Here is a 24713-nt window from a genome sequence, read left to right on the forward strand (position 1 = left end):
TAAGGGCATAGTTTATGCAAGATTTTATCTATTATAACAAAAACGGGTTGGATTTTCCTGTGAGTGAAAAAATCCAAGTTACTACAAGTTTGGATGGTTTAGACAATCAAACATTTTTAATATCGAACACAAAAGATGTAAAAAGCGAATTTGTTGCAAATGAGATAGATTTTTATATTAAAAATTCGCAAGACAATCTACCTAATAAAATATCAAATGTTTTAGAACTTTATGAAATAGCTGTAACAAAATATGATTTATCGCAAGATATCTCTTATTCTCAAGAGATTTCTAAAGAACTTTTGGTTGTTACAAATAGTGAAGAACAATTTAAAGAATTTACTAAATATTTAAATAAAGATGATTTTGATATTTATAAAATAAATGAAAATATACTTAAAAGTATTGAAGGACACATTGGAAATTTAAAAGTTACAGTTGATAGTAACGGTAAAGATGTTGTCTTAAATGTATCTCAAATAGTTTGGTTTGATGCAAAAGAAGAAGGATTAAAACAAAGTGGGACTTTTGATCCAAATTTATCTAGTATAGAAGAAGTAATTTCTGAAATAAAAAATAATTTAAATTCATACTCATATAAAAAATTTACAACTTATGATAAAACAATTTGTCAATATGATGGAAGAAGAAATGTTATTTGTGGAAAGTGTGAAGAGGTTTGTCCTACAGTTGCAATCACAAAAGACGACACTACAAAAACTTTAACTTTCTCTCAAATAGATTGTCATGGTTGTGGAGGATGTATCTCTGTTTGTCCAAGTGGAGCTTTAGATTATGCACCAACAAATAAAGAGAGTTTATTTGAGGTAAGTAAGTTTTATAAAAATAAACATCCTTTAATAATTCCAAAAAAAATGGATATTGAAAATTTAGAAATAAATTTAAAAGAAGGTGTTTTCCCATTTGCTATTGAGGGTGAAAAATTTTTACATGAATCTTCTCTTTTAACATTACTTCAAATGTCAGGTTCTCAAATTATCTTTTACAGTGATTTTTTGTCAAAAGGTACAAATGATGCTATTAGAATTTTAAATGACATATGTCAAAAAAGATACCAAAAAGACGCGATCTTAGTAGCAATGAATAAAGAAGAGTTAGAAATAGCTTTAAAAGAAGTATCTTTTATAGAAAATTCTTATTTTAATTTTAATCAAGAAGGTCTTAAAAAAAGAGAGATATTTTCTCATAGACTTCAAAAAATAGTTGCTAACGATAACTTAGGTGAAGTTAAAACTGGAGAGCATATTCATTACGGAAAAGTAGAGATAAATCAAGATACTTGTACATTGTGTCTTGTGTGTGTTGGTGCTTGTAATGTAGATGCTTTAATAGCAGAACCTAAGGATAATACATTAAGATTTAACCCTAGTCTTTGTACATCTTGTGGATATTGTGAAGTTTCTTGTCCTGAGACAAATTGTTTAACGATAAAAAGAGATATAATAGAGCTAGAACCAAATTGGTTTAAAGATAACATATTAGCTCAAGATAAACTTTTCGCATGTGTTGAGTGTGGAAAAGAGTTTGCAACAGCTAAGGCAATAGAAAAAATTGCGGCAATTATGAGTCCAATTTTTTCAAGTGATCCTGTAAAAGAGAGAAGTCTTTATTGCTGTGCTGATTGTAAACCAAAAATCATGATGCAAAGTTATTTTAATCAAAAAATGGAAGGATTAAATAATGGAAAATAATCAAACAATACATAAAGCAAGGGCGCTGTATTATAATTTCTTTGCGAATTTTTTTGTACTTAGTCCTAAAATGGAAAATTATTTTGAATTATTAAGACTTTTAAATATATTAAAAGATAGTGCTTTAGATGATAGTTCACAATCAGCATTGAATAATATTTCAAATCTTTTAGATAAAGACTCAAATACAGCTTTAGTACAGGAGTTTGATGATCTTTTTTACAATCCAACTAATAAAAAAATTAGATTAACTGCTTCATTTTATAATGATGGGGTTGAGTCAGGTAAAAAACGAGTTGAGATGTTAGATTTTGTTGCAAAAACAAAGCTTAGAAGAGATGAAAAGAATTTTTATGAATATGAAGACTCAGTTGGTTTTATATTTTCTTTTATGGCTGAATTATCTAATTTAATTGCAAATGGTGAAAAAATATATGAAAATACTGTTCATTGTGTTTTTGCAGAAATTTTGAATGGTTTCGTAGATGATTTTGCAAAGGAAATTTATGAATATGATAAAGCAAAAATCTATAAAGAACTTATGGTGGTTTTACACTCATTTATTGAATTTGAAAGATTATTTTTAGAAGTTCCAAAACCATTAAAAAAAGATAGAATTGTAAAAAAAGCAGAAGATAATTGGGGAAATATTTCAGAAGAAGAAAGAAATAGAAGAGAAAAAAATAGAGCATTAAAAGCTTTAGGGCCAAAATACTAAAAAGGTTTTTTTCTTTTTGGGATTTTATAAAGGAAATAACATTTTTCTTTTATAAAGTCTCTTAAAATTAAGGGGCTTAATTTTCTATAAGGAGGAGAGTGTGCAAGTAAGCAGAAGGGAATTTGCAAAAAAAGCTGCTATGGTTGCAGCTGGTGCTGTCGCTACAAGTACGGCTCTTATGGCTTCAAATAGTAAACCGTCATCTGAAAATGGTGATAGTAATAATGGTGTTGTTGTTGGAAAATCTCGAAAGAAAGAGATTCTTTATACAAAAACTGCGGCGTGGGAAGAGTTTTATAAAAAAGCAAAATAAAAAGTAGGAGTATTGTATGTCAGCAAATACATATGAAACTTTAAATGCTAAAGTTGGTAGACGGTCATTTATGAAAATGGCTGCTGTTGCTACTGCATTTGGAGTTACATCATCTTTTGCTAGTACTACAGCTACAAGAACAGCGACAGAAGAAGAGATTAAAAATCCTTTTCCTGGTTCAAAAATGGTTAAATCTATTTGTACAGCGTGTTCAGTTGGTTGTGGGATTGTAGCAGAAGTTCAAAATGGAGTTTGGGTAAGACAAGAAGTTGCTCAAGATCATCCAGTATCATTAGGTGGACATTGTTGTAAAGGTTCTGATATGATCGATATGGTTAGATCCGAAGTTAGAGTTAAACATCCAATGGTTAAAAAAGATGGAAAATGGCAAAGAATTTCTTGGGATGAAGCTTTAAATGGGATTGCTTCAAAACTTGAAGATTTAAGACAAAAAGATGGACCAGATTCAGTAATGTTCCTAGGTTCAGCGAAATTTAATAACGAGCAAGCATATTATTTTAGAAAATTTGCTGCTATGTTTGGAACAAATAATATAGATCACCAAGCTAGAATTTGACATAGCTCAACAGTTGCCGGTGTGGCAAATACATGGGGTTATGGTGCTATGACAAATTCTTTAGGAGATATGCAAAACTCTAAAGCTATTATAATTTTTGGAGCAAATCCAGCTGTTAATCATCCAGTTGGTTTTCAACATTTCTTAAAAGCAAAAGAAAGAAATAATGCAAAAATTATTGTTATAGATCCAAGATATACAAAAACAGCTGCAAAAGCTGATTTATATGCACAAATTAGACCAGGTACTGATATTCCATTTATGTATGGAATGTTAAATATTATATTTGAAAACGGTTGGCATGATAAAGATTTCATAAATGATAGAGTTTATGGTATGGCAGATATTATGGCTGAAGCTAAAAACTGGCCGATTGAAAGAGTTGCTGATGTTACTGGAGTAAAAGCAGATTTAATTATGCAAATTACTAAATTATATGCATCATCAAAACCAGGAACTTTAGTATGGGCTATGGGGCTTACTCAACACTCTATTGGTACTTCTAATACAAGAATGGCACCAATATTACAACTTGCACTTGGTAACATGGGAATTGCTGGTGGTGGAGCTAATATTTTAAGAGGTCATGATAATGTTCAAGGTGCAACAGATTTAGGTTGTTTATCTGATTCATTACCAGGATATTATGGTTTAGCTGAAGGTTCATGGAAATATTTTGCTTCTTCATGGGGAGTTGATTTTGAATGGCTAAAAGGAAGATTTAAATCACCAGAATGGATGGGTAAAAATGGATTTACATTAGCTAGATGGTGGGCTGGAGTTTTAGCCGGAAATGAAGGTGAAGATGCTATTCATAATGGTGGAACAAATTTAAAAGCTTTATTTGTAATGGGTAATGGAATTACTTCAACTGCTCAAACAAAAAAAGTAAAAGAAGCATTAGATAAGCTTGATATTGCAGTATTCTGTGATCCATTTGTAAACGAAGGTGCTATTATCACTGATAAACAAAATGATGTTTATATTTTACCTGCTGCAACACAATTTGAAACTTCAGGTTCAGTTACAGCAACAAATAGAAGTGGTCAGTGGAGATATGAGGTTGTAAAACCAATGTATGAATCAAAACCAGATCAAGATGTCATGTTTGAATTAGCTAAAAGATTAGGTTTCTATGACCAACTAATAGCTGGTATGGATAAAGGTAAAGATTTTGTTTGGCCTGAAGATGCAACAAATGAAATATCAAAAGTAATAAAAACTATTGGACTTACAGGATGGACAGCTGAAAGACTTAAAAAACATACTGACAATTGGCATATGTTTGATGAAATTTCATTGGCTGGATATGGTGAAATGGCTGGAGAATATTATGGATTACCTTGGCCATGTTGGACAACAAAACATTCAGGAAGCCCAAATTTATATGATATTAGTAAACCAGTTAAATTTGGTGGTATGGGATTTAGAAATAATTTCGGATTAGAACATGAAGGTAATAACCTTTTAACTCCAGAAGGTTCTGCACCAGTTGGGGGAGTTCAAAATATTGGATATCCTGAAGTTACTAAAGATAATATTGAAACAGTTTTAAAAATTGTTTTAACTCCTGAAGAAAAAGAGAAAATGGGTGCAAACTGGAAAGTTGACAAATCGAATCTAATTGTTGAGAAATGTATTGAAGCTGGAATTGCTCCTTATGGAAATGCAAAAGCTAGAGCTAAAGTTTGGGGATGGGCAGATCCGATTCCAAAACATAGAGAACCTTTACATTCACCAAGAACAGATTTAGTTAAAGATTATCCGAGTTTTGCTGACAAACCAAATCACTTTAGAGTTGATACTAGATATGTTAGTGAACAAACAAAACAAGATTGGGCTAAAGATTTCCCTATAAATCTAGTAACAGGAAGATTAGTAAATCTAAATGGTGCAGGTGTTGAAAATAGAGCTAGTAAATATTTAGCAAAATTAACTCCTGAAATGTTCTGTGATATTAATCCTGATTTAGCAGGAAGATATGGAATTAGAGATGGTTCTATGATGTGGATTCACTCTCCTCAAGGAACTAGAATTAAAGTTAAAGCGAAATATTCATATTCTGTAACTCCAGATAGAATATTTATTCCATTCCATTTTGCAGGTTATATGGAAGGTGTTGATTTAACTAACAAATATCCAGACGGAACATTACCTTATGCAGTTGGTGAGAGTGCAAATACTGTTACAAACTATGGTTATGACATAGTTACACAAATCCCTGAAACAAAAGGTGGATTGTGTCAGATTTCAAGAGTTTAGGAGAAGGGCATGAGTAATAATAAAATTAATTTTGCAAGAATGAAATTCTATTGTGATGAAAATAGATGTATTCATTGTGATGGATGTTCAGTTGCTTGTTCTTCAGCTCACGAATTACCTGTTGGAATTAGTAGAAGAAAAGTAATAACTGTAAATGAGGGTAAACAAGGAATGGAATTCTCTTTATCTGTTGCATGTATGCACTGTACAGATGCCCCTTGTGAACAAGTTTGTCCAGTAGATTGTTTCTATATTAGAGATGATGGTATTGTTTTACATGATAAAGATAAGTGTATTGGTTGTTCATATTGTTTATATGCATGTCCTTTTGGTGCTCCACAATTTCCTAAAGATGGTGCATTTGGTACAAAAGGTGTTATGGACAAGTGTACAATGTGTGCAGGTGGACCTGATGAAACTAATAGTGAACATGAAAGAGAACTTTATGGTCAAAATAGAATTGCTGAAGGTAAAGTTCCTGTATGTGCCGCTATGTGTTCGACAAAAGCGTTATTAGTTGGAGATGCTGAATCAATTTCAAATATTTATAGAGAAAGAGTTATGTCTTTAGGACATGGACCACACAGTACTCCATATGGTTGGGACAAAGCATATGGAAAGTAAAAGTTTTCTAAGTGAATATAAGGCCTATTTAATTATAGGTTTTCTATTCATCCTTTTGACTTATTGGTATTTTTGGTTAGCAACAATTGCTGATATAAATTATGTATATCAGTTTTTAATGCAAATGTTGAAAGGTAATTTCACTGGACAAGTTGTTCCATTTGATACTTTAACACACTATCAACAAATGGAAGTAGGACTTTTTGGACCAAGATATGATGCAATAGCACCAGAAGTTATAAGAGCATTCGAAGAGAGACAACACTTACTACCAATAGTATTTGCATTCGAGTTTGTATTGTTTCTTATAATGTTTATTGTTGCAAAAGGAAGAAAACAAGCAAAAATTACAAGAGAAAATGATAAAGTTCAAGTATATTCACTTTTTCAAAGGGTTGTTCTTTTATTAAATATTGTAATAATGATTTATCTGTTTATTACAGGTTTTTCAATAACATTTGGAAATTGGACAGGTGGAGGATATATTCCTAGACTTATGAGAGCAACACACGAAGTTGTAGGTGTAGCTTGGATTCCAGTTTGGTTGTTTGTAACTGTAATTGCATTTAAAGATCATAAATATTTTATAAGACCAAGTTCAAAAATATGGCATAAGATTTTCTTAAGAGGAAAATATGAGCCTATGAATAGAATAAACTACTATATGTATGTAGCTTTTGGATTTTTACTTGTATTTAGTGGATTTATAATCTGGTATATGTTCCCAGATGCAGCAACGCATGCTCAAACAATTCAGATAAAAAGATTTATTCTATTTATCCATTTTATGGGTAGTGCTATTATTTCATTCTTTACATTTGAAACAGTATATTCATATTTTGTTTCAGTAAAAGGTTATATTCCCGGTGTTATAACAGGTAAATTACCTGTCGAATACTTAGAACAATTAAGACCTGATGTATTAGAAGAAGATAAAGATTTATTAAAAAGATAGGAAAAGCTTATAGCTTTTTCTATTTTTAAAAAAATATTAAATATGCAAATTTTGCATATTAAGGAATAAGATGAGTGACAACACAAAATATTTAAAAAAAGTACTAATAGAAAAACTTATAGAAAATGAAGCTCAAATGGTTGAAGATGTGACTATCGAAGAGTCACGTTTAAATCTTTTTTTAAATGGAGAAAAAACAATATCTATGATGTGTATTCCAAAAGACCAAGATGCTCATGCAATTGGGTTTTTAATGAGTGAAAATGTAATATCTTCTATTGCTGACATAGAAGAATTAACAATTAGCTCTGATGGATTAAGAGTAGATGTTAAAGCAAAAATAGATGAGAATTCCCTACAAAATCTATATAAAGAAAAAACTCTAGTAAGCGGATGTGGAGGAGGAGTTACAGGAAATGTTGAAGGAAGTTTAGAAATTCCATTTAATCAAACTTCTTTTAAAATTAAACCAGAGACTATCTACACAGAAGTTAAAAAGTTTTATCAAGAAAGTGAACTATATTTACTAACAGGTTGTGTACATAAGGCCATGATTTACCTACTTGATGGCACAACAGTAACAGCTGAAGATATAGGAAGACACAATGCAATTGATAAAGCCATAGGAAAATGTAAACTTCAAGGACTTGATACTACTCAATCAATTTTATTTGTTAGTGGAAGATTAAGTTCGGAGATGGTTACAAAAGCAGTTATGCATAAAATCCCAATTGTTGTTTCAAGAACTGCACCAACTCATTTAGGAGTACAAACTGCACATAAACATGGACTTACACTTATTGGATTTGCAAGAGGTAAAAAAATGAACCTTTATACACATAGCGGAAGAATAGATGTCTAGTATTGACGATAAAATAAATTTTAATCTAACACAAGAACAAAAAAATATTATTTTTGAGAATTTAGATGAATATGGAAAACTATCTTGTATAAAATCATTTAAAGTTGCAAAAAAAATTGGTTGTGAACTTAAAGATATGAGTGCAATAACAAAATTTATGAATATTAAAATTACAAATTGTGAATTAGGAGTTTTTGGAAACTTAGAATTTTTGGAAAAGAATGAAGAGGTTTATTCTAATTTAAAAAATAAATATTTAAAAAAAGAAATTTCTTGTAAAAATTTGTGGGAAGAAGCAAAAAAATCTTCTTTAAAAATTGTTGGTTCAACAGTTAAAAATTCTGATATTGAAGTTATTTACTGCCAACTTGGTTGTTTTAGAGAAAAAAAAGGGCTTAAAAATGGAAGTAAAAGTTAAAGTTTGGATAGAAGATGAAAATAAAAATCTTATTTTTGGTCATGGAAAAACTGAAATATTAGAACAAATAGAAAAAACAGGTTCTATTAGTAAAGCTTCTCAAGAAATTGGTATGAATTATAAAAAAGCTTGGTCTCATATAAAAATTTTAGAAGAGTTTATAGAAGATGATTTAGTAGTTGTAAAACAAGGAAGAGGTGAAGATAGTGGAACTAAACTTACACTAAAAGCCAAAGAATTAATTGAGCTTTACAAAACTTTAAATAATGATATAAAAGACTATTCTGAAAAGAGGTTTAAAGAATTATTTTTAGATAATTTGTCGATAAAAATAAAAAAAGGATGAAATATGCACGATAAACTCAATTATTTAGATTTTGAAAATGCAATTTTTAAAAGTCTAGAGCTAGTAAATCCAACTCAACTTTGTGAGCTGATTCCAATAAATAATTCTATAGGAAGAGTTTTAAGTAGTGACATAATTTGTAAAAAAAATCTTCCAGCTTTTAATAATTCAGCAATGGATGGTTTTGCAATAAAATTTTGTGATGCAGGAAAAACTCTTAAGATAAAAAAATCTATTTTTGCAGGTGATAAAATAGATGATTTAAAAGAGAGTTTAAAAGAAAATGAATGTTATAAAATAATGACGGGATCAAAAGTTCCTTCTTGCGTTGATACTATTATTCCTATTGAAAATTGTTCTTTTGTCTCTGAAAGTAGTGTAAAAATACCAGAAGATATAAAAAAAGGTTCAAATTTAAGATTTAAAGGTGAAGAACAAAAAGAAGGTGATGTAATTTTGAAAAAAGGAGAAGTTATAAACTCTTCAATTATTGCACTTTTGGCTTCACAAGGGATAATGATTGTAGAAGTTTATAAAAAAATAACTATTGCAATATTATCAACGGGAAATGAGCTTAAAGAACCTTGGGAAAATTCAACTGATGAAGAGATATATAATTGTAACTCTTATGCTCTTATTTCTCAACTAAAAGAAAAAAATTTTGAAGCAACATATTGTGGTGTTATTCCTGATGATTTAGAAAAATCTGTAGAGTTTATTAGAAATCTAAAAAATTATGATGTAATAATAAGTACTGGTGGTATCTCTATGGGAGATGCTGATTTTGTTGGTGAAGCTTTTCTAAAAAATGGTTTAGACATAGCTTTTCATGGAGTAAATATAAAACCTGGAAGACCTATTATGATGGGAAAAATGAGAGATAGTTTAGTTATTTGTCTTCCTGGAAATCCATTGACAGCTATGATAAATATATATTTGTTTGTAATTCCTATGTTAAAAAAACTTCAAGGAGAAGTTTTTATAAATCATGGATTTGTAAAAGCTACAAATAAAAATGAGTTTAAAACCAAAAAAGGGAGGGTAAATATAGTTTTAGGAAAAGTCAAAAATTCAATTTTTGAAGTAGCAAGAGCAAATAAATATGGTTCAGGAATGATTACTGTACTTTATGAAAGCAATGCTATTTTAGTTACTTCTGAAGAGGTTTCAAGTATAAATGAAAATCAAGAAGTAAAACTAATTTTACTAGATGGACATTTTTTTGATGATAAGGTAAATTTTTTAAATTAAAATAAATAAAAAAGGGAAAAATATGAAAAAGTTTTTATTAAGTTTAGGATTAAGTTCAATTGTTGCAGGTGGTCTATTTGCGGATACTTTAATGATGGCTACTACAACTAGTACAGAAGATACAGGACTTCTTGATTCTTTAGCTCCAAAATTTGAGAAAGAAACAGGTAATACTCTAAAATGGGTATCAACAGGATCAGGAAAAGCTCTTAAAATGGGAGAAAATTGTGATGTAGATGTACTTTTAGTGCATTCACCAGCAAGTGAGAAGAAATTTGTAGCAGATGGATTTGGAGTAGATAGAAAAGAGGTTATGTATAATGATTTTGTAATCATTGGACCAAAAAATGATCCAGTAAAAATATCTGGTATGACAACAGCAGATGCATTCAAAAAAATACAAGATGAAAAAGCAAATTTCATAAGTAGAGGAGATAGTTCAGGTACTCACCAAAAAGAGTTAAATGTGTGGGAAAAAGTTAGTCAAAAAGTTCCAGAAAAAGATAATTGGTATATTCAATCTGGGCAAGGTATGATAGCTACAATTAATATGGCAGCTGAAAAGAATGGATATACATTAACAGATAGAGGGACTTGGATAAAATACGAATCTCAAAAAGGTGATACTAATAATATGAAAATTGTTGTTGAAAATGACAATGTATTATTTAATCAATATAGTGTAATAGCTATAAATAAAGATAAGTGTCCAAATGTAAAATTTGATTTAGCAAAAGAGTTTTCAAATTGGATTGTTAAAGATGAAACACAAAAATTTATTGGCGATTTTAAGCTTTTAAATAAACCTTTATTTACACCAAATGCAAAAAAATAATTAGAAGGTAAGCTAGAAGATGAGTCTATTAGTAGATGGTTTTAAAGAGGCTATAAATTTATTGACTATTGGTGATGAAAGTGTTTATTCAGCAATAATCACAACAATAACAGTATCTTCATGGTCAATATTTATTAGTTTAATTATTGGCCTTCCTTTAGGGTTTTTGTTAGGATATTATAATTTTTACGGCAAAACAGTAATCAAAACTATAGTAGACACTCTTTTAGCTTTTCCAACAGTTGTTATTGGGCTTATAGTTTATACAAGCCTTTCTCAAGCAGGATTTTTTGGAGAATATAATTTACTTTTTACTCAAAAAGCAATAATTATAGGACAGATTTTTTTAGGATTACCTATAATAATTGCTTTAACAGCAGCACAAGTTGAGATGGTAGACAAAAGAATGTATTTATCTTTAAAAGGTCTTGGTGCAAATTCTTATGAAATTCTAAAAGCTACTTTAATAGAAGCCAAGTTTGGTCTTATGACAGCTGCAATGACCGCTTATGGAAGAATAATAACTGAAATTGGTATTTCAATGATGGTTGGTGGAAATATTAAATATTATACAAGAACAATCACAACAGCAATATCTTTAGAAACAGGTAAAGGTGAATTTGTAACTGGAATTGCTTTAGGATTAGTACTTTTTGCAGTTGCACTTATTGTAAATATCTCTTTAGCCTTTTTGAAAAGGAGATGGGTTTCATGAATATTTTATATGAACTAAAAAATATAAAGCATTATTTTGATGGGAAAAAAGTTTTAGATGTAGAACATTTAACTTTAGAAAAGAATCAAATAGTTGGGTTTTTTGGGCCAAATGGTAGTGGAAAATCAACACTCTTTTCTATATTAGCTTTTATTTGTAAGCCAATTGAAGGTGAAATTTTTCTTGAAAATTTAAATAAAATTGATTTACAAATGAAAAAAGATATAGTGGTATTACCGCAAAATCCTTATCTTTTAAAAAGAACTGTATTTGATAATATTGCTTATGGTTTAAAAATTAGAGGAGAAGTAGAAAATATAGATAAAAAAGTTGAAGAAGCTTTATCTATGGTTGGATTAGAAACAAGTTTTTCAAAAAGAAAATGGAGTCAATTATCAGGTGGTGAAGCGCAAAGAGTTGCACTTGCTGCAAGATTGATTTTAAAGCCTAAAATTTTAATTTTGGATGAACCAACATCGGGAGTTGATACAAATTCTGCTCAACTCATAAAAGAAGCTATACTGCACGCAAAACAAAAATATAATACAACTATATTTATTTCAAGCCATGATTATAATTGGTTAAATCATATAAGTGATAAAAAAATTGCACTTTTTCAAGGACATTTATTTGAAAATAAAAATATAAATTTACTATTTTCTCCTTGGCAAAAAGATGATAATGGTTGTTTGGTAAAAGTATTTATGGATAATCAAAGATTACTTATTCCAAATAGTCAAAGTAAAAAAAGAGATTCTATTTTGATGATAAATTCAAGTGATATAAATATTTCAAAGGATTCTTTTTTATTAGGAAATCAGAATTCGCTTTTAGGTTCTATTATTTCAATTTTTCAAGATGAAAAAGAAGAATATTTACAAGTTGAGTTTTCTATTTCAGGGGTTATTTTTAATTGTTCTATTTCGAAAGCAAAATTTGAATCTCAAAAACTTTTTCCAGGAGACAAAATAGTTGTAAGCTTTGATTTAAATAATATTAAATGGTTATAGATTTTATAATATTGAAATAAGTTTTGAAGTAGAATTCATTAAATACATTTTAGGAGTAAGATATGTTTATAAAATTAAATGAGAGAGTTTATTTAAACTTTTCAAAGATAACTAGAGCAAAAATTGATCATGTTGAAGATGGAATAAGAGTTAGATTTTATGAAGGTCAAGATCAAGTTGCAAAATCAAAAAGATTTGATTCTATAGAAGATGCTACTAAGTGGTTCGAAGAGTTGGTTAAACCTTTTAACAAACAGGCATAAGTTTGATAAAATTAAATGCTTTACAATACAATCCAATTTGTCTTGATTTGAAAGATTTTGAAAACTATTCTTTAGATAGTTTAAAAGGAATTAGTAGTAGTTCGGAATTTATAAATTTAGAAAAAGACTTTAAAAATGAATTTAACTTTTCTCAAATAAAAACTTTTTCTTTTTCAAAAGAGGGATTCTTAGGACTATTCCTTAATCTTTCTAAAGATTTAAAAGTAAAAATTGCTGTAAGTTTAGGTGAATGTGAAGCCTTGATTGAAGGTGCTAAATTGTATCAAAGTTTGGGATTTGATGTAGAATTTATTGAGTTAAAAAAAGCTGGCAACGTGAATTTTGATCAATTGAAAAATAAAGATATAGAATTTTTATTTTTATCATCTTATGTTATGGATACTTTTTTAATAACTTCATTAGAAGAAATTAAAAATTTTACAAATGCAAAAATTATTTCAAATGCAAGTGCTGATTTTTCAAAGATTAGTGATGCTATATACTTTGATAATTATAAGCTTTGTGGATATCATTTTAGTGGTGTTTTACTTTTTAATGATGAACTTTTTGAGAATTCTAGTTTAGCATTTATAGATACAATAGCTATAAAGGCTTGTTTTGAGAGTCTTAAAAATCGAAGATTTAATATAAAAGTTAAAAATATTTTTAAAGAAAAATTAATAACAAAGTTTAAAGATGATATTTATTTTTTTGTTGATAATAATAAAACTTTACCTTATACCTTACATTTTGGGCTTAAAAATATAAAAGCAAGGGAAATTATACGAACTTTAGTTTTTGATAATATTTTTTTATCAAACGGTGAAGGATGTAGCTTAGGACTTTCTAAGCCTTCAAGAGTAATTCAAGCTATGGGATATGATGAAGTAACTAGTAGAAATTCAATATCATTAAATTTTTCAGAAGATTATGGTGAAGATTTAATAGAAAAAATTGTAGATAAAATATTTCAAAGATATAGACAAATAGTAATTTTAAATTAAAAGTTAGGAGATTTCTCCTAACTTTTATTGAAATACGTCTTTTGTTTGGCTTTCATACCAAGCATATGCATATTTTGCTTCAAGAAGTCTGATGTGTCCATCTGGATCATTCTCAGGACTTACTCCTCCAGCTCCATTTACACTTTCGATTTTATCATCATGAGCATTGTAAACTGCAGCAATAGAAATACCATAATTTGGACTTAATAAACTATAACAAGTATTTGCAAGTTTTGGAGGATTTACTATCTCTTTATTTGCTAAGATTCTTGCTATTTGCATTGCTACTACTTTCCCTTGAGTACTTGCACTAAATGCAGATTTTGGCATTGGTGCAGCACTTGAAGCATCTCCAATTACATGTACATTTTTTACAAGTTTAGATTCAAATGTTTTTGGATGAATTGGACACCAATCACCTTGTACAAGACCTGAATCAAATGCTAATTGACCAGCTTTTTGGTTTGGAATATAGTTTAAAACATCTGCAACAATCTCTTCATCTTCAGTTTTTACAACTCTTTTTGCTGGATTTACTTCTAAAACTTTTCCACCAAATTGAGCAGCTCTCCATTCAATCATATCTCCATAAAGTTCTTTCCATCCATTTGTGAATAAAACTTGTTTAGAGAATTTATCTTTTTGATCTAAAACAATAATTTTAGAGTTTGGTTTATGAGTTTTTAAATAATGTGCTACAAGAGAAATTCTTTCATAAGGACCAGGAGGACATCTAAAAGGATCAGCAGGAGCAACCATTACAAAAGTTCCACCATCTTTCATATTTTCAAGTTGTTTTTGTAAAATTGTTGTTTGCTCTCCAGCTTTTACAGCGTGAGGAGCTAATTTTTGATTTTCTTCTGTGTAACCTTTTTCAAATTTAAAATCAATTCCTGGACTTACGATAGCTTTTGTATAACTAATAACTGAACCATTATCTAAAATTACACTATTTGTAGCTCCATCAACTTTTTTAACTTTTGCATATACAACTTTAATATTGTATTTTTTTTCTAAAGTAGATAAATCTCTTTTTATAAAATCAATTTTTTCCATTCCTGCAATTACAGCATTTGAGAATGGACAAGTATAGTACTCTTTATTTTGTTCAACTAAAACAATTTCCACATTTGGATCAAATCTTCTTAAGTATCTAGCTGCTGCAGCACCACCAAAACCACCACCTACAATAACAACTCTTTTTTTATTTGCAGGAATCGTAGCTAAGCTATTTCCTAGTCCATTACAAGCAGCAAAAGATAGAGCAGTTGCTCCTAAAACTATTTTTCCGAAATCTCTTCTATTTAACATAATTTTATCCTTTCAGCTTATTTAACTTTTGAAAAGTAGTAAGATAGTTGCTCAAGCTCTTCATCAGTAAAACCTTTTGTATGCTTTTGCATCATTTGTGTATCACCAACACTTTTACCAGCTTTATAATCAAGTAGCTTTTGATACATATAGTTTTTATCAAGTCCTGCAATTACTGGTATTGTAGTTGTTGATTTTCCATTAGTTCCATGGCAATTTGCGCATGACAGTGAAAGCATTTCTCCTCTTACAGCGTCATATTCTACTGCAAAAGACATACTTGCTAAACAAAATAGTGATAATGCAAGTTTTTTCATCTATTCTCTCCTTAGATTAATTTCTACTGTAGATTTTAAATATTATAAACTTAATAGATATTTAATTAATAAACTCAAGAATGATTATATTTTTTTATTCATTTTATTGTAACTATATGTTACATATTATAGCCAAAATTTTAAGAAATAATAATATTTCAATTTGCAATATTTTTGTTAAATTACAAATTATTTCAATATAATTGCAACATGTTTATTCATATAGATTTAGATTGTTACTTTGTATCAGCTCACAGAACTCTTGATAAAAACCTCTTAAATATAGCTGTTGCTGTTGGAGGAAGAAATAGTAATGACATTTTTTCAAATGAAAAATTAAATAGAAAACTTTCAATAAATAGAGCAAGTTTCTCAAGTAAAATAATTAGTTCAAATATAAAAAATAATGAAAATTATTTTATTGATGAAAATGGAAAAATTAGAGGAATAATAACTACTGCATCATATGAGGCTAGAGCTTTTGGTGTAAAAACCGCAATGAGTGTAAATGAAGCATTAAGAATTTGCCCACATTTAAAAATGATAGTACCTAATTATGAACTTTATGATGATTTATCAAATAAATTAAAAGAGCTTCTAGAACTAGAGATTCCATTAATTGAACAATTTTCAATAGATGAATTTTTTGGAGATTTAACTGGTTATATAGAGGAGGATGAAGCTTTTAATTTTGCAAAAGATTTAAAAAATAAAATTTTTGATAAGTTAAGATTACCAGCTTCAATTGGAGTTGCTCCAACTAAATACTTATCAAAACTTATGACAAATTTTGCAAAACCTGATGGTGTAAGACTTTTAAAAAAAGATGATATTGAAGAGTTTACAAAAGATATTTTAGTAGAAAATTTTACAGGTATTGGAAAATCTTTTTGTGAAAAATTAAAAGGTTACAATATTAAAACTTTGGGAGATATTAGAAAAAATCAAAAACTTTTGTATTCATGGGGAAAGATAGGAGTTGATACTTATAATAGAGTTTGTGGAATACGAGATAATAAATTAACTATAAATAAAGAGCGAAAATCTTTAGGGATAGGGCGAAGTTTTGATGTAGTTTCAAACAGAGATGAACTTAAAAGAAGGGTTATGATTTTAAGTAGATATCTGAGTTTTATTGTAAAAAAAGAGAATCATAATCCGCTTTCATATCAAATACAACTAAGATATGAATACAATATCTTGTCAAAAGCTCAAGAAAATACAAATAAGATTTTTAATGAATTTGATTTTAAAACTTCAATGATTAAGTTATTTAAAGAGGCAGATAAACATAGAAATCACGGTGTTATACAGCTTTATATTACAGTTTTTAATTTTGCAAAAAAGAATGAACATACTTTTAATCTTTTTGAATATGAGAGTGATTTGAAAAAAGAGATTTTAGATAAAAATATACAAAATCTTAGAGAAAAATTTGGTGTCGATATTGTAAAAAGTGCATATGAAATTAGAAAGTAAAATATTTGAAAGAATTAATCTTTCAAATATTTAAAGAAATTATCTCATAAGATGGTCTAATACCATATAAATACCAGCACCCATAAAAGCTGTAACTGGTAAAGTGATAATCCATGCTACTAAAATAGTATTAATAGTTTTCTTTTGTACTCCACCATCAGGTTCAGCAACCATAGTTCCAGCAACAGAACTAGATACAATGTGAGTTGTACTAACTGGAGCGTGTGCAAAGTTTGCTAATAAAATAGTTACCATTGCCATTGCTTGTGATACAGCTCCTTGCATATGATTAATTGGCTTAGAACCAATTTTTTCACCAATAGTAAGAACAACTCTTTTATAACCTATCATTGTTCCAATACCTAACATTAAAGCAACCGCAATTATTACCCAAAATGGCACGTATTCAGTAGAGGTAATCATCTGTTTTCTTTGGTCACCAATATAATCTGATTTATCTTTATCTATTAGCTTGTAAGCTCTTTCAACTTGTCCAAAAAAGTTATCAGAACATAATACAGCAGTATGAATTTTCCATCTATCTTCGTTTGAAAGTTCAGAATATGTTTTTAAACCATCCAATTTTTTAGAAATTTCTAAAGTTGTGTTATATACTTGATTAACATCACATTCTGCAATTTTATTTTCTATTTTTAGTGCACTAATAAGTCTTTTTTCTTCTAAAAGTTTTGTAAGTGTTTCGTTATTATCAGCATAGAATTTTGCTAAATTTGCAGCACCATCTCTTGTTTGCATGATTTTATATTGGTGAGCTTCCATGTTTAAAGCGTAGTATGTTGGTAAGATTCCAATTAGAATGATCATAATAAGACCTATACCTTTTTGTCCATCATTTGAACCATGGGCAAAACTAACACCAGCTCCAGTGGCTATGATTCCTGTTCTCATCCAAAAATTTGGTTTCTTTTTACCATCCGCACTAGGAGTTTTGAAAAATTTTGGATTTTTAACAATTTTTCTAGAAAGTTTCATAATTAAAAATGCAAATCCAAAACCAAATAAAGGAGAGAGTGCTAAAGCTGTTAAAATACCATAAACAACTTTCCAATTTACACTTTGAGAGAAAGTAAATCCATTCATCATACCAAAAGCTATACTAACCCCTACTATTGAACCTATTAGTGAATGTGAACTAGAAACAGGTAACCCAAAATACCACGTACCTAAATTCCAAACAACAGCAGAGATTAAGAGTGAAAAAATCATAACTAAAGTTGCATTTTGATTTGAAGAAACCATAATATCAAGTGGTAGCAAGTGTACAATAACGTAAGCAACACCAATTCCACCTAGAATTACACCTAAAAAGTTCATAATTCCAGCCATTATAACAGAGTATCCTGGTTTCATAGAATTAGTATATATAATCATGGCAACAGCATTTGCTGTATCATGAAAACCGTTAATCATCTCATAAAATAACGCGATACCAAGAGACAAAAGCAACAGCGCAATTGTGAAGTTATCAATATTATTTATAGCATCCAACAAGACAGACATTTATGTATCCTCACCTAACAAAGTATATTTAGTATTAACTAAAATTTATAGTATTATATTCTAGTTTTACTTTTAAATCTTTTTTTCATTAAAAATTATTTACTCAACTTTCGCACATAAAAAATCATTAATTTCTTATATGTAAAAGATACAATAAAGCCCATAAATAGGCACTTTTTGATATAATTTCATCACGACAATCAACTATATAAAGGGCTTTTTTATGAGACTTGATAATTTTATCCAAACTGCTATGAACAACGTATTAAAAAATCCAGTATTATCTGTTTTAAGAGATATAAATTTTAGTTCAATTTTAAAACAGAGTAATTTTATAAAAAGAGATATTGGAAAATCACCATACTTAATAATTTTACATTTTTTATATATGTTTATCATTAATAAAAGAATCTCTACATTTATGAAACAAAGCTCTGATAGCTATAAAAAGGATGTATATTATAGACTTTTGAAAAACAGTAAATATAATTGGAGAAAACTATTACTATTAAGTTCTGTAAAATTAATCTCAAAACTTCATATACTTCAAAAGGCTACTGATACTAGAGTATTAATTATTGATGACACAGTTGAAATTAAAAGAGGAAAATTTATAGAAGGAAGCTGTAGAAATCTTTGGAATAATAAGGAACATAGAACTGTAAAAGGTTTGAATATTGTATCACTAAATTATAGTGATTCCCATACTGATATGATGTTAGATTTTTCTATTAACTACAACAAAAATCAAATTGTAAATGTTAATGAAAACTATTTTCATCATAAAAGTAATGCTTATAAACGAAGAGTTGAAGGTAATAATAGTAAAAATAATTTAGCTCTTCAAATGGTAAATAGAGTATTAAAATCTGGAATATATGCAGATTATTTACTTGTTGATAGTTGGTATGCCAAACCAAATTTTATTTATGAAATAAAAGAAAAAGGTCTTGATGTAATTGCAAGATTATCAAAATCAAATAGAATTTGGCAATTTACAGGAAAATATAATACGCTTGAAAGACTGTACACTCGAGTAAAAAGTCATAAATCTTCTAAACTAGGTAACTACAATTCTATAAAATACAGCTATGTATCAACTACAACTACACATAAAACACTTGGTAGAATTAAAATAGTTTTTATAAAAACAAAAGATAATCTTATTCCAATTGTTTCAACAAATATAAATTTATCAGATATTGAAATTATTAATACCTATAAAAAAAGATGGAACATAGAACAAGGATATAAAGATTTGCGAGAGTATTTCCAATTTGGTAAAGAAGAAAATAGAATTTACGAAGCACTCATTGCTAGGATTACTCTATCTTTCCTTGCTTATAACCTTACAAGCTATATCAATCGTATCAATAATGAACCACAAACATTAGGAGAACTTTTCAGAAATTTAGAGTGTCAGCTTGAAACCCTTGCAATTTCGATGGAACTATTTATAAAAATATTAGAACAACTAGTTCAAGCCCAAGAAATTGTCAAGAGAAATAAAGATTTGGAACAGATTATCCTAATGCTCAGGGTTTACACTAAAAAACAGTTAGGTTTTATCTGCGAAAGTTGAGTTATTTATATAATAACTAAATATGAAGCATATTAACTTTAAAATAATAAAAAATTAAAGGAGTTTTTATGGTTTATATATTACAAGTTGATTTTCCTCATGATGGAATATTTGGAGAAGGTTTTTCAAATGCTTTTATAGATTTAGCAAATGATATTTCAAATGAAGATGGTTTATTATGGAAAATTTGGACTGAGAATAAAGATGAAAAAATAGCAGGTGGAATATATCTATTTTCAAATAAAAATGATGCAAAAAGGTATTTAGATAAACATACTAAAAGACTAGAAAGTTTTGGATATAAAAATATAAGAGCAAAAATTTTTGATGTTAATTTACCTTTAAGTCAAATCTGTAAAGCAGATTTCTTAAAATAAAAAAAGGGACAACTAAAACCTTATCCCTTTTAATAAAATAGAATAAAACTACTCCATAAAAGAGATAGTTTTGAAGAACTCTCTATATTTTGTATCACCTTCATCTCTTGCTTTCATAGCACTTCTTGGATGCTCATTTAATTGACCAGTTATCATATATGGAATACTATATCCCCAGTCAAGTTTTTTCTCTAAATCAACTATATAGTTTTCTATAAATTCTAAAACTGGCATTTGATTGTATTTAGGATTTTTTAAGAATCCTAAAAGAAGCTCTAACGGACAATTTCCAGCTCCTCTTCCAAGTCCTGAAACAGTAACATCTAGGAAACTTGCTCCATAAATCATCGCTTCTAAAGTATTTGCATATGCAAGTTGAAGATTGTTATGTGCATGAATTCCAACTTTTTTACCTGATTTCTCTGCGAAACTTAGATATTTCTCTGTTAATTTTCTAATTTGTTCTGGATAAAAAGAACCAAAGCTATCTGCAATATAAATAACATCAACATTAGTTTTTGCAAGTTGTGCTAAAACTTCATCTAGTTCATCATCAAAAGATTTTGAAATAGCCATAATGTTTACAGTTGTCTCATAACCTTTTGCATGAGCATCTTCTATTAATTCAATAGCTGCTGGAATTTGATGAATATATGTTGCAATTCTAATCATATCTACAACACTTTCACTTTTCGGTCTAAGTTCTTCTTTAAGACTTCTTCCAATGTCACTCATAACAGCAATTTTTAGATTTGTTTTGTTCTCTCCAACAATTCTTCTAATATCTTCTTCTTTACAAAAGTTCCAAGGACCATATTCATCTTCACTCATAAGTGTAGGAGATACATTTTTACCAATCTCCATATAATCAACACCACTTGCAACGCACATTTCATAGTGAGCTTTTACAAACTCATCAGTAAAATAAAAATTGTTTACTAACCCACCATCTCTAATAGTACAGTCAAAAACTTTTAAATCTTCTCTTACGCTCAAAATCGTCCCTTTTTTCTCCAGCATATCTTTCCTTAGCATTTTAATAATAAATATTATCCAATTGTAACAAAATTTTAAATTAATATGATTTCATATTAATTACATCTTCTATTTTCTCATATCTATAAAAACTAAAATCAACTGATTTCTCATTTATTGCATTTACTGCCATTCTATCTGCTAATTCATTTCCTTCTATGCCACTATGCCCTTTTACATATTCCAAAACCAACTGTTTTTTGAGTTTTTCATAAAGGTTATGAGCTTCAATAATCAATTCAAGATTTTTTATCTCTCCACCTTTTTTACTCCAATTATTCTTTTTCCAAGAATAAGCCCAAGTAGAAATACAATCTATTGCATATTTTGAATCACTAAAAATATGGATTTGTTCTGTAAAACCACTTTGAGAAGCTATTATTAATGCTTGATTTAGAGCATTTAATTCTGCAATATTGTTCGTACCATTTTCTATATATGCTCCATAAATTAGTATGGGTTTACTTCCATTTGAGTATATTGCTATACCACTTCCTGCAGGTCCAGGATTTCCACTACAAGCTCCATCACAATAAATATGTAAAAATTCTTCTTTATCTAAATTTTCAATTACATAACTATCGTTCTTTTGATTATTTTCTTCAACTTTTGGTGTATAAACTTTTGCATTTATATTATTATATTCCAATACCATATGATAATTAAGTATTATTTTGTTGGATATCTCAAAATTATTAATACCTTTTAATAACATAAGGAGATTTTTGTTATTTTTTGTAACATCTTTTTGTAAAGCTATATTTTTCCAATTTTTTTTATTTTCATTTGAAATTTCTAAAATTTCAAATTGACTTTGCGTTAAAGTATCGTTATCTTGGATAAGTTCTAAAAATTTTTCATCTAATTTCATAATAATTTTTCTTATAATTAATTTTTTTAGGGCATTTTACTAAAAAGTTGCAAATTTATAGCTTTCCAAAAAATAAATTTTTTTGATAATATATATAAATAAATTTGATGTAGGAAAAAGAATGTTGTCAAAACTCTCTATAAAACAGAAGCTAATTTTAATTATGCTTATTCCACTTATGGTGGTTATTTTGCTAGCTGCAAAATTATCAATTGATTCGTATTTAAGTGCTAAAAATCTTAAATCTTTAGATAATGTTGTAGTTTTATCTACAAAAATTGGTGCTTTAGTTCATGAAACTCAAAAAGAAAGAGGTATGACAGCAGGATTTATTGGTAGTAAAGGTGAAAAATTCAAAGTTGAGTTACCAAATCAACGAGTTTTAGTTGATGATAGATTAAAAGATTTAAATAATTTTTTATCTACATTTGATAAAAGCAGTTATAGAGATGATTTTATAAGTAATTTAGAAAATAGTTTAAAGGGCTTACAAAAATTAGAAGAAGTAAGAAAAAATGTAAATAGCTTTTCAATAAAAGCTCCAGTTGCAATTGCTTACTATACAGATGTAAATACTTATTTGTTAAATATACTAGGTTCAGTTATAAAAATTTCTGATAGTGCAAATATATCAAAAGAGTTAATATCTTATATGAGTATTTTATTAGCAAAAGAGCAATCAGGAATTGAAAGAGCAGTAGGAACAAATACATTTGCGCAAAATAGATTTACTGAAGGTTTAAAAGCAAAATTCTATACAGTTATTGCTGAGCAAAATGTATATATAAACCAGTTTTTTAAAGTAAGTGCTAAAGAATCAACAGATTTTTATGATAAAACTGTAGTAGGAAAAGCTATTGAATCAGTTGAAGAAATGAGAAAAACAGCACTTTATCTAAATTTAGAAGAAAATTTCAATGTTGACCCAAATTTTTGGTTTAAAGAAGTTACTTCAAAAATTGATTTACTTAAAAAAGTTGAAGATTTTGTATCAAATCATTTAGTACTTGAAATAGATGAAGAGTTAGCACAAGCAAACAAAAATATGATTATTTACGGACTTTTAAGTATTTTTGGAATTGGTATTACAATGGTGCTTGCAAGAACAATCGCTTTTACAATTTTGATTGATGTTGCTAGTGTAAGAGCTGGAGTTGAAAACTTTTTTGCATTTATAAATTTTGAAAAGGAAGATATTAAGTTAATAAATATTGATTCAAAAGATGAATTGGGAATGATGTCAAAAATTATTAATAAAAATATTGAAAATACTAAGGCAAATATTCAAAAAGATAGAGCTTTAATTGCTGATACTATTAGAGTTGCAAACGAGATAAATAAAGGTCATTTAAATGTTAAGATTGAATTAGGTTCAAATAATCCTGCTTTAAATGAATTGAAAGATATTATAAATGAAATGTTAGGAACATTAAATACTAATATTACAAATATTTTAAGAGTTTTAACTTCTTATTCAAAATTCGATTTTAGACCAAAATTGGCTGAAAATGATTTAGAGGGAATTATTGAAGAACTTGAAAAAGATGTTAATGTTTTAAGAGATGTAATAACTCAAATGCTTGTAGAAAATAAAAATATTGGATTAACTTTAAGTCAAAATGCTATGACTTTAAGTTCAAATATGCAAAATATTGCAACTGCAGCAAATTCACAAGCAGCAAGTCTTGAAGAGACAGCAGCAAGCCTTGAAGAGATAACTTCAAATATAACAAATAATACTCAAACTACTACTAAAATGGCTCAATATGGAGAGAAAGTTAAAGAAGCTATAAAAGTTGGTCAAGATTTAGCAAATAGAACAGTTGCTTCAATGGAAGATATAAATAAACAAGCTTTAGCAATAAGTGAAGCAATAACTGTTATTGATCAAATTGCATTTCAAACAAATATTCTTTCACTAAATGCAGCAGTAGAAGCAGCAACAGCAGGAGAAGCTGGAAAAGGATTTGCAGTAGTTGCTCAAGAGGTTCGAAATCTTGCAAGTAGAAGTGCAGAAGCAGCAAATGAGATAAAAAGAATAGTTGAATTAGCTACAAATAAAACAAAAGAGGGTAGTGTAATTGCAAATGAGATGATAGTTGGATATTCAAGCTTAAATGAAAATATCTCAACAACAATAGATCTAATTCAAAATGTAACAATTGCAAGTAAAGAGCAATCAACAGGAATGGTTCAGATAAATGATGCTGTAAATAATTTAGATCAAATAACTCAAAGAAATGCACAAAATGCAGGAGTTGCAAATGATATTGCTCAACAAACATTGAAAATATCTAAAGAGATTATTGCTCAAGTGAATTCAAAAGAGTTTGATGGAAAATAAAAAAAGTAGAG

At 28.4% G+C, this 24713-nt stretch carries 24 protein-coding genes; 19 read left to right on the plus strand and 5 right to left on the minus strand.

Annotation, left to right across the window (positions count from 1 at the left end):
* The first annotated feature begins 59 nt into the window (after window positions 1–59).
* The 15 genes from ACBT_RS04995 to ACBT_RS05070 all read left to right on the plus strand — a co-directional run bounded on the left by ACBT_RS04995 (window position 60) and on the right by ACBT_RS05070 (window position 13865).
* Window positions 60–1712: a 4Fe-4S dicluster domain-containing protein gene (locus ACBT_RS04995; protein ID WP_228130302.1), complete on the plus strand. Its 1653-nt coding sequence runs from the start codon at window positions 60–62 to the stop codon at window positions 1710–1712.
* Window positions 1702–2430 carry a TorD/DmsD family molecular chaperone gene (locus tag ACBT_RS05000; protein WP_024775198.1) on the plus strand — a complete coding sequence of 243 codons (729 nt, stop codon included), beginning with the start codon at window positions 1702–1704 and terminating at the stop codon, window positions 2428–2430. Before ACBT_RS04995 ends, ACBT_RS05000 begins: the two co-directional genes overlap by 11 nt.
* A gap of 100 nt (window positions 2431–2530) precedes the next feature.
* Window positions 2531–2743 carry a hypothetical protein gene (locus ACBT_RS05005; protein WP_024775197.1) on the plus strand — a complete coding sequence of 71 codons (213 nt, stop codon included), beginning with the start codon at window positions 2531–2533 and terminating at the stop codon, window positions 2741–2743.
* A gap of 16 nt (window positions 2744–2759) precedes the next feature.
* On the plus strand, window positions 2760–5582 hold the full coding sequence (locus ACBT_RS05015; protein ID WP_084031348.1) for a formate dehydrogenase subunit alpha: 2823 nt from the start codon (window positions 2760–2762) through the stop codon (window positions 5580–5582).
* 9 nt (window positions 5583–5591) lie between these two features.
* Window positions 5592–6206 carry a formate dehydrogenase FDH3 subunit beta gene (gene fdh3B, locus ACBT_RS05020; protein WP_171018042.1) on the plus strand — a complete coding sequence of 205 codons (615 nt, stop codon included), beginning with the start codon at window positions 5592–5594 and terminating at the stop codon, window positions 6204–6206.
* The gene (locus ACBT_RS05025) at window positions 6196–7161 is read left to right on the plus strand and encodes a cytochrome b/b6 domain-containing protein (protein ID WP_024775193.1); all 966 of its coding nucleotides are present in this window, start codon (window positions 6196–6198) and stop codon (window positions 7159–7161) included. Before fdh3B ends, ACBT_RS05025 begins: the two co-directional genes overlap by 11 nt.
* A gap of 70 nt (window positions 7162–7231) precedes the next feature.
* The gene (gene fdhD / locus ACBT_RS05030; protein ID WP_024775192.1) at window positions 7232–8023 is read left to right on the plus strand and encodes a formate dehydrogenase accessory sulfurtransferase FdhD; all 792 of its coding nucleotides are present in this window, start codon (window positions 7232–7234) and stop codon (window positions 8021–8023) included.
* Complete coding sequence (locus ACBT_RS05035) at window positions 8016–8441, plus strand: hypothetical protein (RefSeq protein WP_024775191.1); 426 nt, start codon at window positions 8016–8018, stop codon at window positions 8439–8441. Before fdhD ends, ACBT_RS05035 begins: the two co-directional genes overlap by 8 nt.
* Window positions 8425–8787 carry a winged helix-turn-helix domain-containing protein gene (locus tag ACBT_RS05040; RefSeq protein ID WP_024775190.1) on the plus strand — a complete coding sequence of 121 codons (363 nt, stop codon included), beginning with the start codon at window positions 8425–8427 and terminating at the stop codon, window positions 8785–8787. The genes ACBT_RS05035 and ACBT_RS05040 overlap by 17 nt, the downstream gene beginning before the upstream one ends.
* 3 nt (window positions 8788–8790) lie before the next feature.
* On the plus strand, window positions 8791–10038 hold the full coding sequence (locus ACBT_RS05045) for a molybdopterin molybdotransferase MoeA (RefSeq protein ID WP_024775189.1): 1248 nt from the start codon (window positions 8791–8793) through the stop codon (window positions 10036–10038).
* Window positions 10039–10060: 22 nt separating this feature from the next.
* Complete coding sequence (locus ACBT_RS05050) at window positions 10061–10873, plus strand: substrate-binding domain-containing protein (protein ID WP_024775188.1); 813 nt, start codon at window positions 10061–10063, stop codon at window positions 10871–10873.
* Window positions 10874–10892: 19 nt separating this feature from the next.
* Window positions 10893–11588 carry an ABC transporter permease gene (locus ACBT_RS05055; RefSeq protein ID WP_024775187.1) on the plus strand — a complete coding sequence of 232 codons (696 nt, stop codon included), beginning with the start codon at window positions 10893–10895 and terminating at the stop codon, window positions 11586–11588.
* Window positions 11585–12598 carry an energy-coupling factor ABC transporter ATP-binding protein gene (locus tag ACBT_RS05060; RefSeq protein WP_024775186.1) on the plus strand — a complete coding sequence of 338 codons (1014 nt, stop codon included), beginning with the start codon at window positions 11585–11587 and terminating at the stop codon, window positions 12596–12598. Before ACBT_RS05055 ends, ACBT_RS05060 begins: the two co-directional genes overlap by 4 nt.
* 62 nt (window positions 12599–12660) lie before the next feature.
* Window positions 12661–12861 carry a hypothetical protein gene (locus tag ACBT_RS05065; protein WP_024775185.1) on the plus strand — a complete coding sequence of 67 codons (201 nt, stop codon included), beginning with the start codon at window positions 12661–12663 and terminating at the stop codon, window positions 12859–12861.
* 2 nt (window positions 12862–12863) lie between these two features.
* Entirely contained in the window at window positions 12864–13865 is a 1002-nt protein-coding gene (locus tag ACBT_RS05070) for a cysteine desulfurase (RefSeq protein ID WP_024775184.1), read from the plus strand.
* A 24-nt stretch (window positions 13866–13889) separates the two neighbouring features.
* Here the strand turns inward: ACBT_RS05070 and ACBT_RS05075 are convergent, their stop codons facing one another.
* Together ACBT_RS05075 and ACBT_RS05080 are read right to left on the minus strand one after the other, a co-directional pair.
* Window positions 13890–15176, minus strand: a complete 1287-nt coding sequence (locus ACBT_RS05075; protein ID WP_034218561.1) for an NAD(P)/FAD-dependent oxidoreductase — start codon at window positions 15174–15176, stop codon at window positions 13890–13892.
* A gap of 17 nt (window positions 15177–15193) precedes the next feature.
* Entirely contained in the window at window positions 15194–15493 is a 300-nt protein-coding gene (locus tag ACBT_RS05080; protein ID WP_024775182.1) for a c-type cytochrome, read from the minus strand.
* A gap of 210 nt (window positions 15494–15703) precedes the next feature.
* Between ACBT_RS05080 and ACBT_RS05085 the strand changes: the two genes are divergently transcribed.
* On the plus strand, window positions 15704–16972 hold the full coding sequence (locus ACBT_RS05085; protein WP_024775181.1) for a Y-family DNA polymerase: 1269 nt from the start codon (window positions 15704–15706) through the stop codon (window positions 16970–16972).
* A gap of 39 nt (window positions 16973–17011) precedes the next feature.
* Here the strand turns inward: ACBT_RS05085 and ACBT_RS05090 are convergent, their stop codons facing one another.
* Window positions 17012–18493 (minus strand): inorganic phosphate transporter, encoded by a 1482-nt coding sequence (locus ACBT_RS05090; RefSeq protein WP_034218560.1) that lies wholly within the window; start codon window positions 18491–18493, stop codon window positions 17012–17014.
* A gap of 223 nt (window positions 18494–18716) precedes the next feature.
* On the opposite strand from ACBT_RS05090, the gene ACBT_RS05095 reads away from it, so the two are divergent.
* Both ACBT_RS05095 and ACBT_RS05100 read left to right on the plus strand, forming a co-directional pair.
* Window positions 18717–20075, plus strand: coding sequence for an IS4 family transposase (locus tag ACBT_RS05095; RefSeq protein ID WP_024775179.1), 1359 nt, complete (start codon window positions 18717–18719; stop codon window positions 20073–20075).
* Between the two features lie 68 nt (window positions 20076–20143).
* Window positions 20144–20452 carry a monooxygenase gene (locus ACBT_RS05100; RefSeq protein WP_024775177.1) on the plus strand — a complete coding sequence of 103 codons (309 nt, stop codon included), beginning with the start codon at window positions 20144–20146 and terminating at the stop codon, window positions 20450–20452.
* A gap of 48 nt (window positions 20453–20500) precedes the next feature.
* Here ACBT_RS05100 and ACBT_RS05105 read toward each other — a convergent pair whose 3' ends face one another.
* Both ACBT_RS05105 and ACBT_RS05110 read right to left on the minus strand, forming a co-directional pair.
* Window positions 20501–21472, minus strand: a complete 972-nt coding sequence (locus ACBT_RS05105) for an aldolase catalytic domain-containing protein (protein WP_024775176.1) — start codon at window positions 21470–21472, stop codon at window positions 20501–20503.
* 55 nt (window positions 21473–21527) lie between these two features.
* Window positions 21528–22358: a ribonuclease HI gene (locus tag ACBT_RS05110; RefSeq protein WP_024775175.1), complete on the minus strand. Its 831-nt coding sequence runs from the start codon at window positions 22356–22358 to the stop codon at window positions 21528–21530.
* 121 nt (window positions 22359–22479) lie between these two features.
* Between ACBT_RS05110 and ACBT_RS05115 the strand changes: the two genes are divergently transcribed.
* Window positions 22480–24702 carry a methyl-accepting chemotaxis protein gene (locus tag ACBT_RS05115; RefSeq protein ID WP_024775174.1) on the plus strand — a complete coding sequence of 741 codons (2223 nt, stop codon included), beginning with the start codon at window positions 22480–22482 and terminating at the stop codon, window positions 24700–24702.
* The last annotated feature ends 11 nt before the right edge of the window (window positions 24703–24713 follow it).

The sequence above is a fragment of the Aliarcobacter cibarius genome, assembly GCF_013372265.1.
GTDB classification, from domain to species: Bacteria; Campylobacterota; Campylobacteria; order Campylobacterales; family Arcobacteraceae; genus Aliarcobacter; species Aliarcobacter cibarius.

Excerpts from the sequence above, each read along its gene's own strand:
- ACBT_RS05000 (WP_024775198.1), top strand. The coding sequence starts at position 1,702 with ATGGAAAATAATCAAACAATACATAAAGCAAGGGCGCTGTATTATAAT.
- fdh3B (WP_171018042.1), top strand. The coding sequence starts at position 5,592 with ATGAGTAATAATAAAATTAATTTTGCAAGAATGAAATTCTATTGTGAT.
- ACBT_RS05025 (WP_024775193.1), top strand. The coding sequence starts at position 6,196 with ATGGAAAGTAAAAGTTTTCTAAGTGAATATAAGGCCTATTTAATTATA.
- fdhD (WP_024775192.1), top strand. The coding sequence starts at position 7,232 with ATGAGTGACAACACAAAATATTTAAAAAAAGTACTAATAGAAAAACTT.
- ACBT_RS05035 (WP_024775191.1), top strand. The coding sequence starts at position 8,016 with ATGTCTAGTATTGACGATAAAATAAATTTTAATCTAACACAAGAACAA.
- ACBT_RS05040 (WP_024775190.1), top strand. The coding sequence starts at position 8,425 with ATGGAAGTAAAAGTTAAAGTTTGGATAGAAGATGAAAATAAAAATCTT.
- ACBT_RS05045 (WP_024775189.1), top strand. The coding sequence starts at position 8,791 with ATGCACGATAAACTCAATTATTTAGATTTTGAAAATGCAATTTTTAAA.
- ACBT_RS05050 (WP_024775188.1), top strand. The coding sequence starts at position 10,061 with ATGAAAAAGTTTTTATTAAGTTTAGGATTAAGTTCAATTGTTGCAGGT.
- ACBT_RS05055 (WP_024775187.1), top strand. The coding sequence starts at position 10,893 with ATGAGTCTATTAGTAGATGGTTTTAAAGAGGCTATAAATTTATTGACT.
- ACBT_RS05060 (WP_024775186.1), top strand. The coding sequence starts at position 11,585 with ATGAATATTTTATATGAACTAAAAAATATAAAGCATTATTTTGATGGG.
- ACBT_RS05065 (WP_024775185.1), top strand. The coding sequence starts at position 12,661 with ATGTTTATAAAATTAAATGAGAGAGTTTATTTAAACTTTTCAAAGATA.
- ACBT_RS05075 (WP_034218561.1), bottom strand. The coding sequence starts at position 15,176 with ATGTTAAATAGAAGAGATTTCGGAAAAATAGTTTTAGGAGCAACTGCT.
- ACBT_RS05080 (WP_024775182.1), bottom strand. The coding sequence starts at position 15,493 with ATGAAAAAACTTGCATTATCACTATTTTGTTTAGCAAGTATGTCTTTT.
- ACBT_RS05085 (WP_024775181.1), top strand. The coding sequence starts at position 15,704 with ATGTTTATTCATATAGATTTAGATTGTTACTTTGTATCAGCTCACAGA.
- ACBT_RS05090 (WP_034218560.1), bottom strand. The coding sequence starts at position 18,493 with ATGTCTGTCTTGTTGGATGCTATAAATAATATTGATAACTTCACAATT.
- ACBT_RS05095 (WP_024775179.1), top strand. The coding sequence starts at position 18,717 with ATGAGACTTGATAATTTTATCCAAACTGCTATGAACAACGTATTAAAA.
- ACBT_RS05100 (WP_024775177.1), top strand. The coding sequence starts at position 20,144 with ATGGTTTATATATTACAAGTTGATTTTCCTCATGATGGAATATTTGGA.
- ACBT_RS05105 (WP_024775176.1), bottom strand. The coding sequence starts at position 21,472 with ATGCTGGAGAAAAAAGGGACGATTTTGAGCGTAAGAGAAGATTTAAAA.
- ACBT_RS05110 (WP_024775175.1), bottom strand. The coding sequence starts at position 22,358 with ATGAAATTAGATGAAAAATTTTTAGAACTTATCCAAGATAACGATACT.
- ACBT_RS05115 (WP_024775174.1), top strand. The coding sequence starts at position 22,480 with ATGTTGTCAAAACTCTCTATAAAACAGAAGCTAATTTTAATTATGCTT.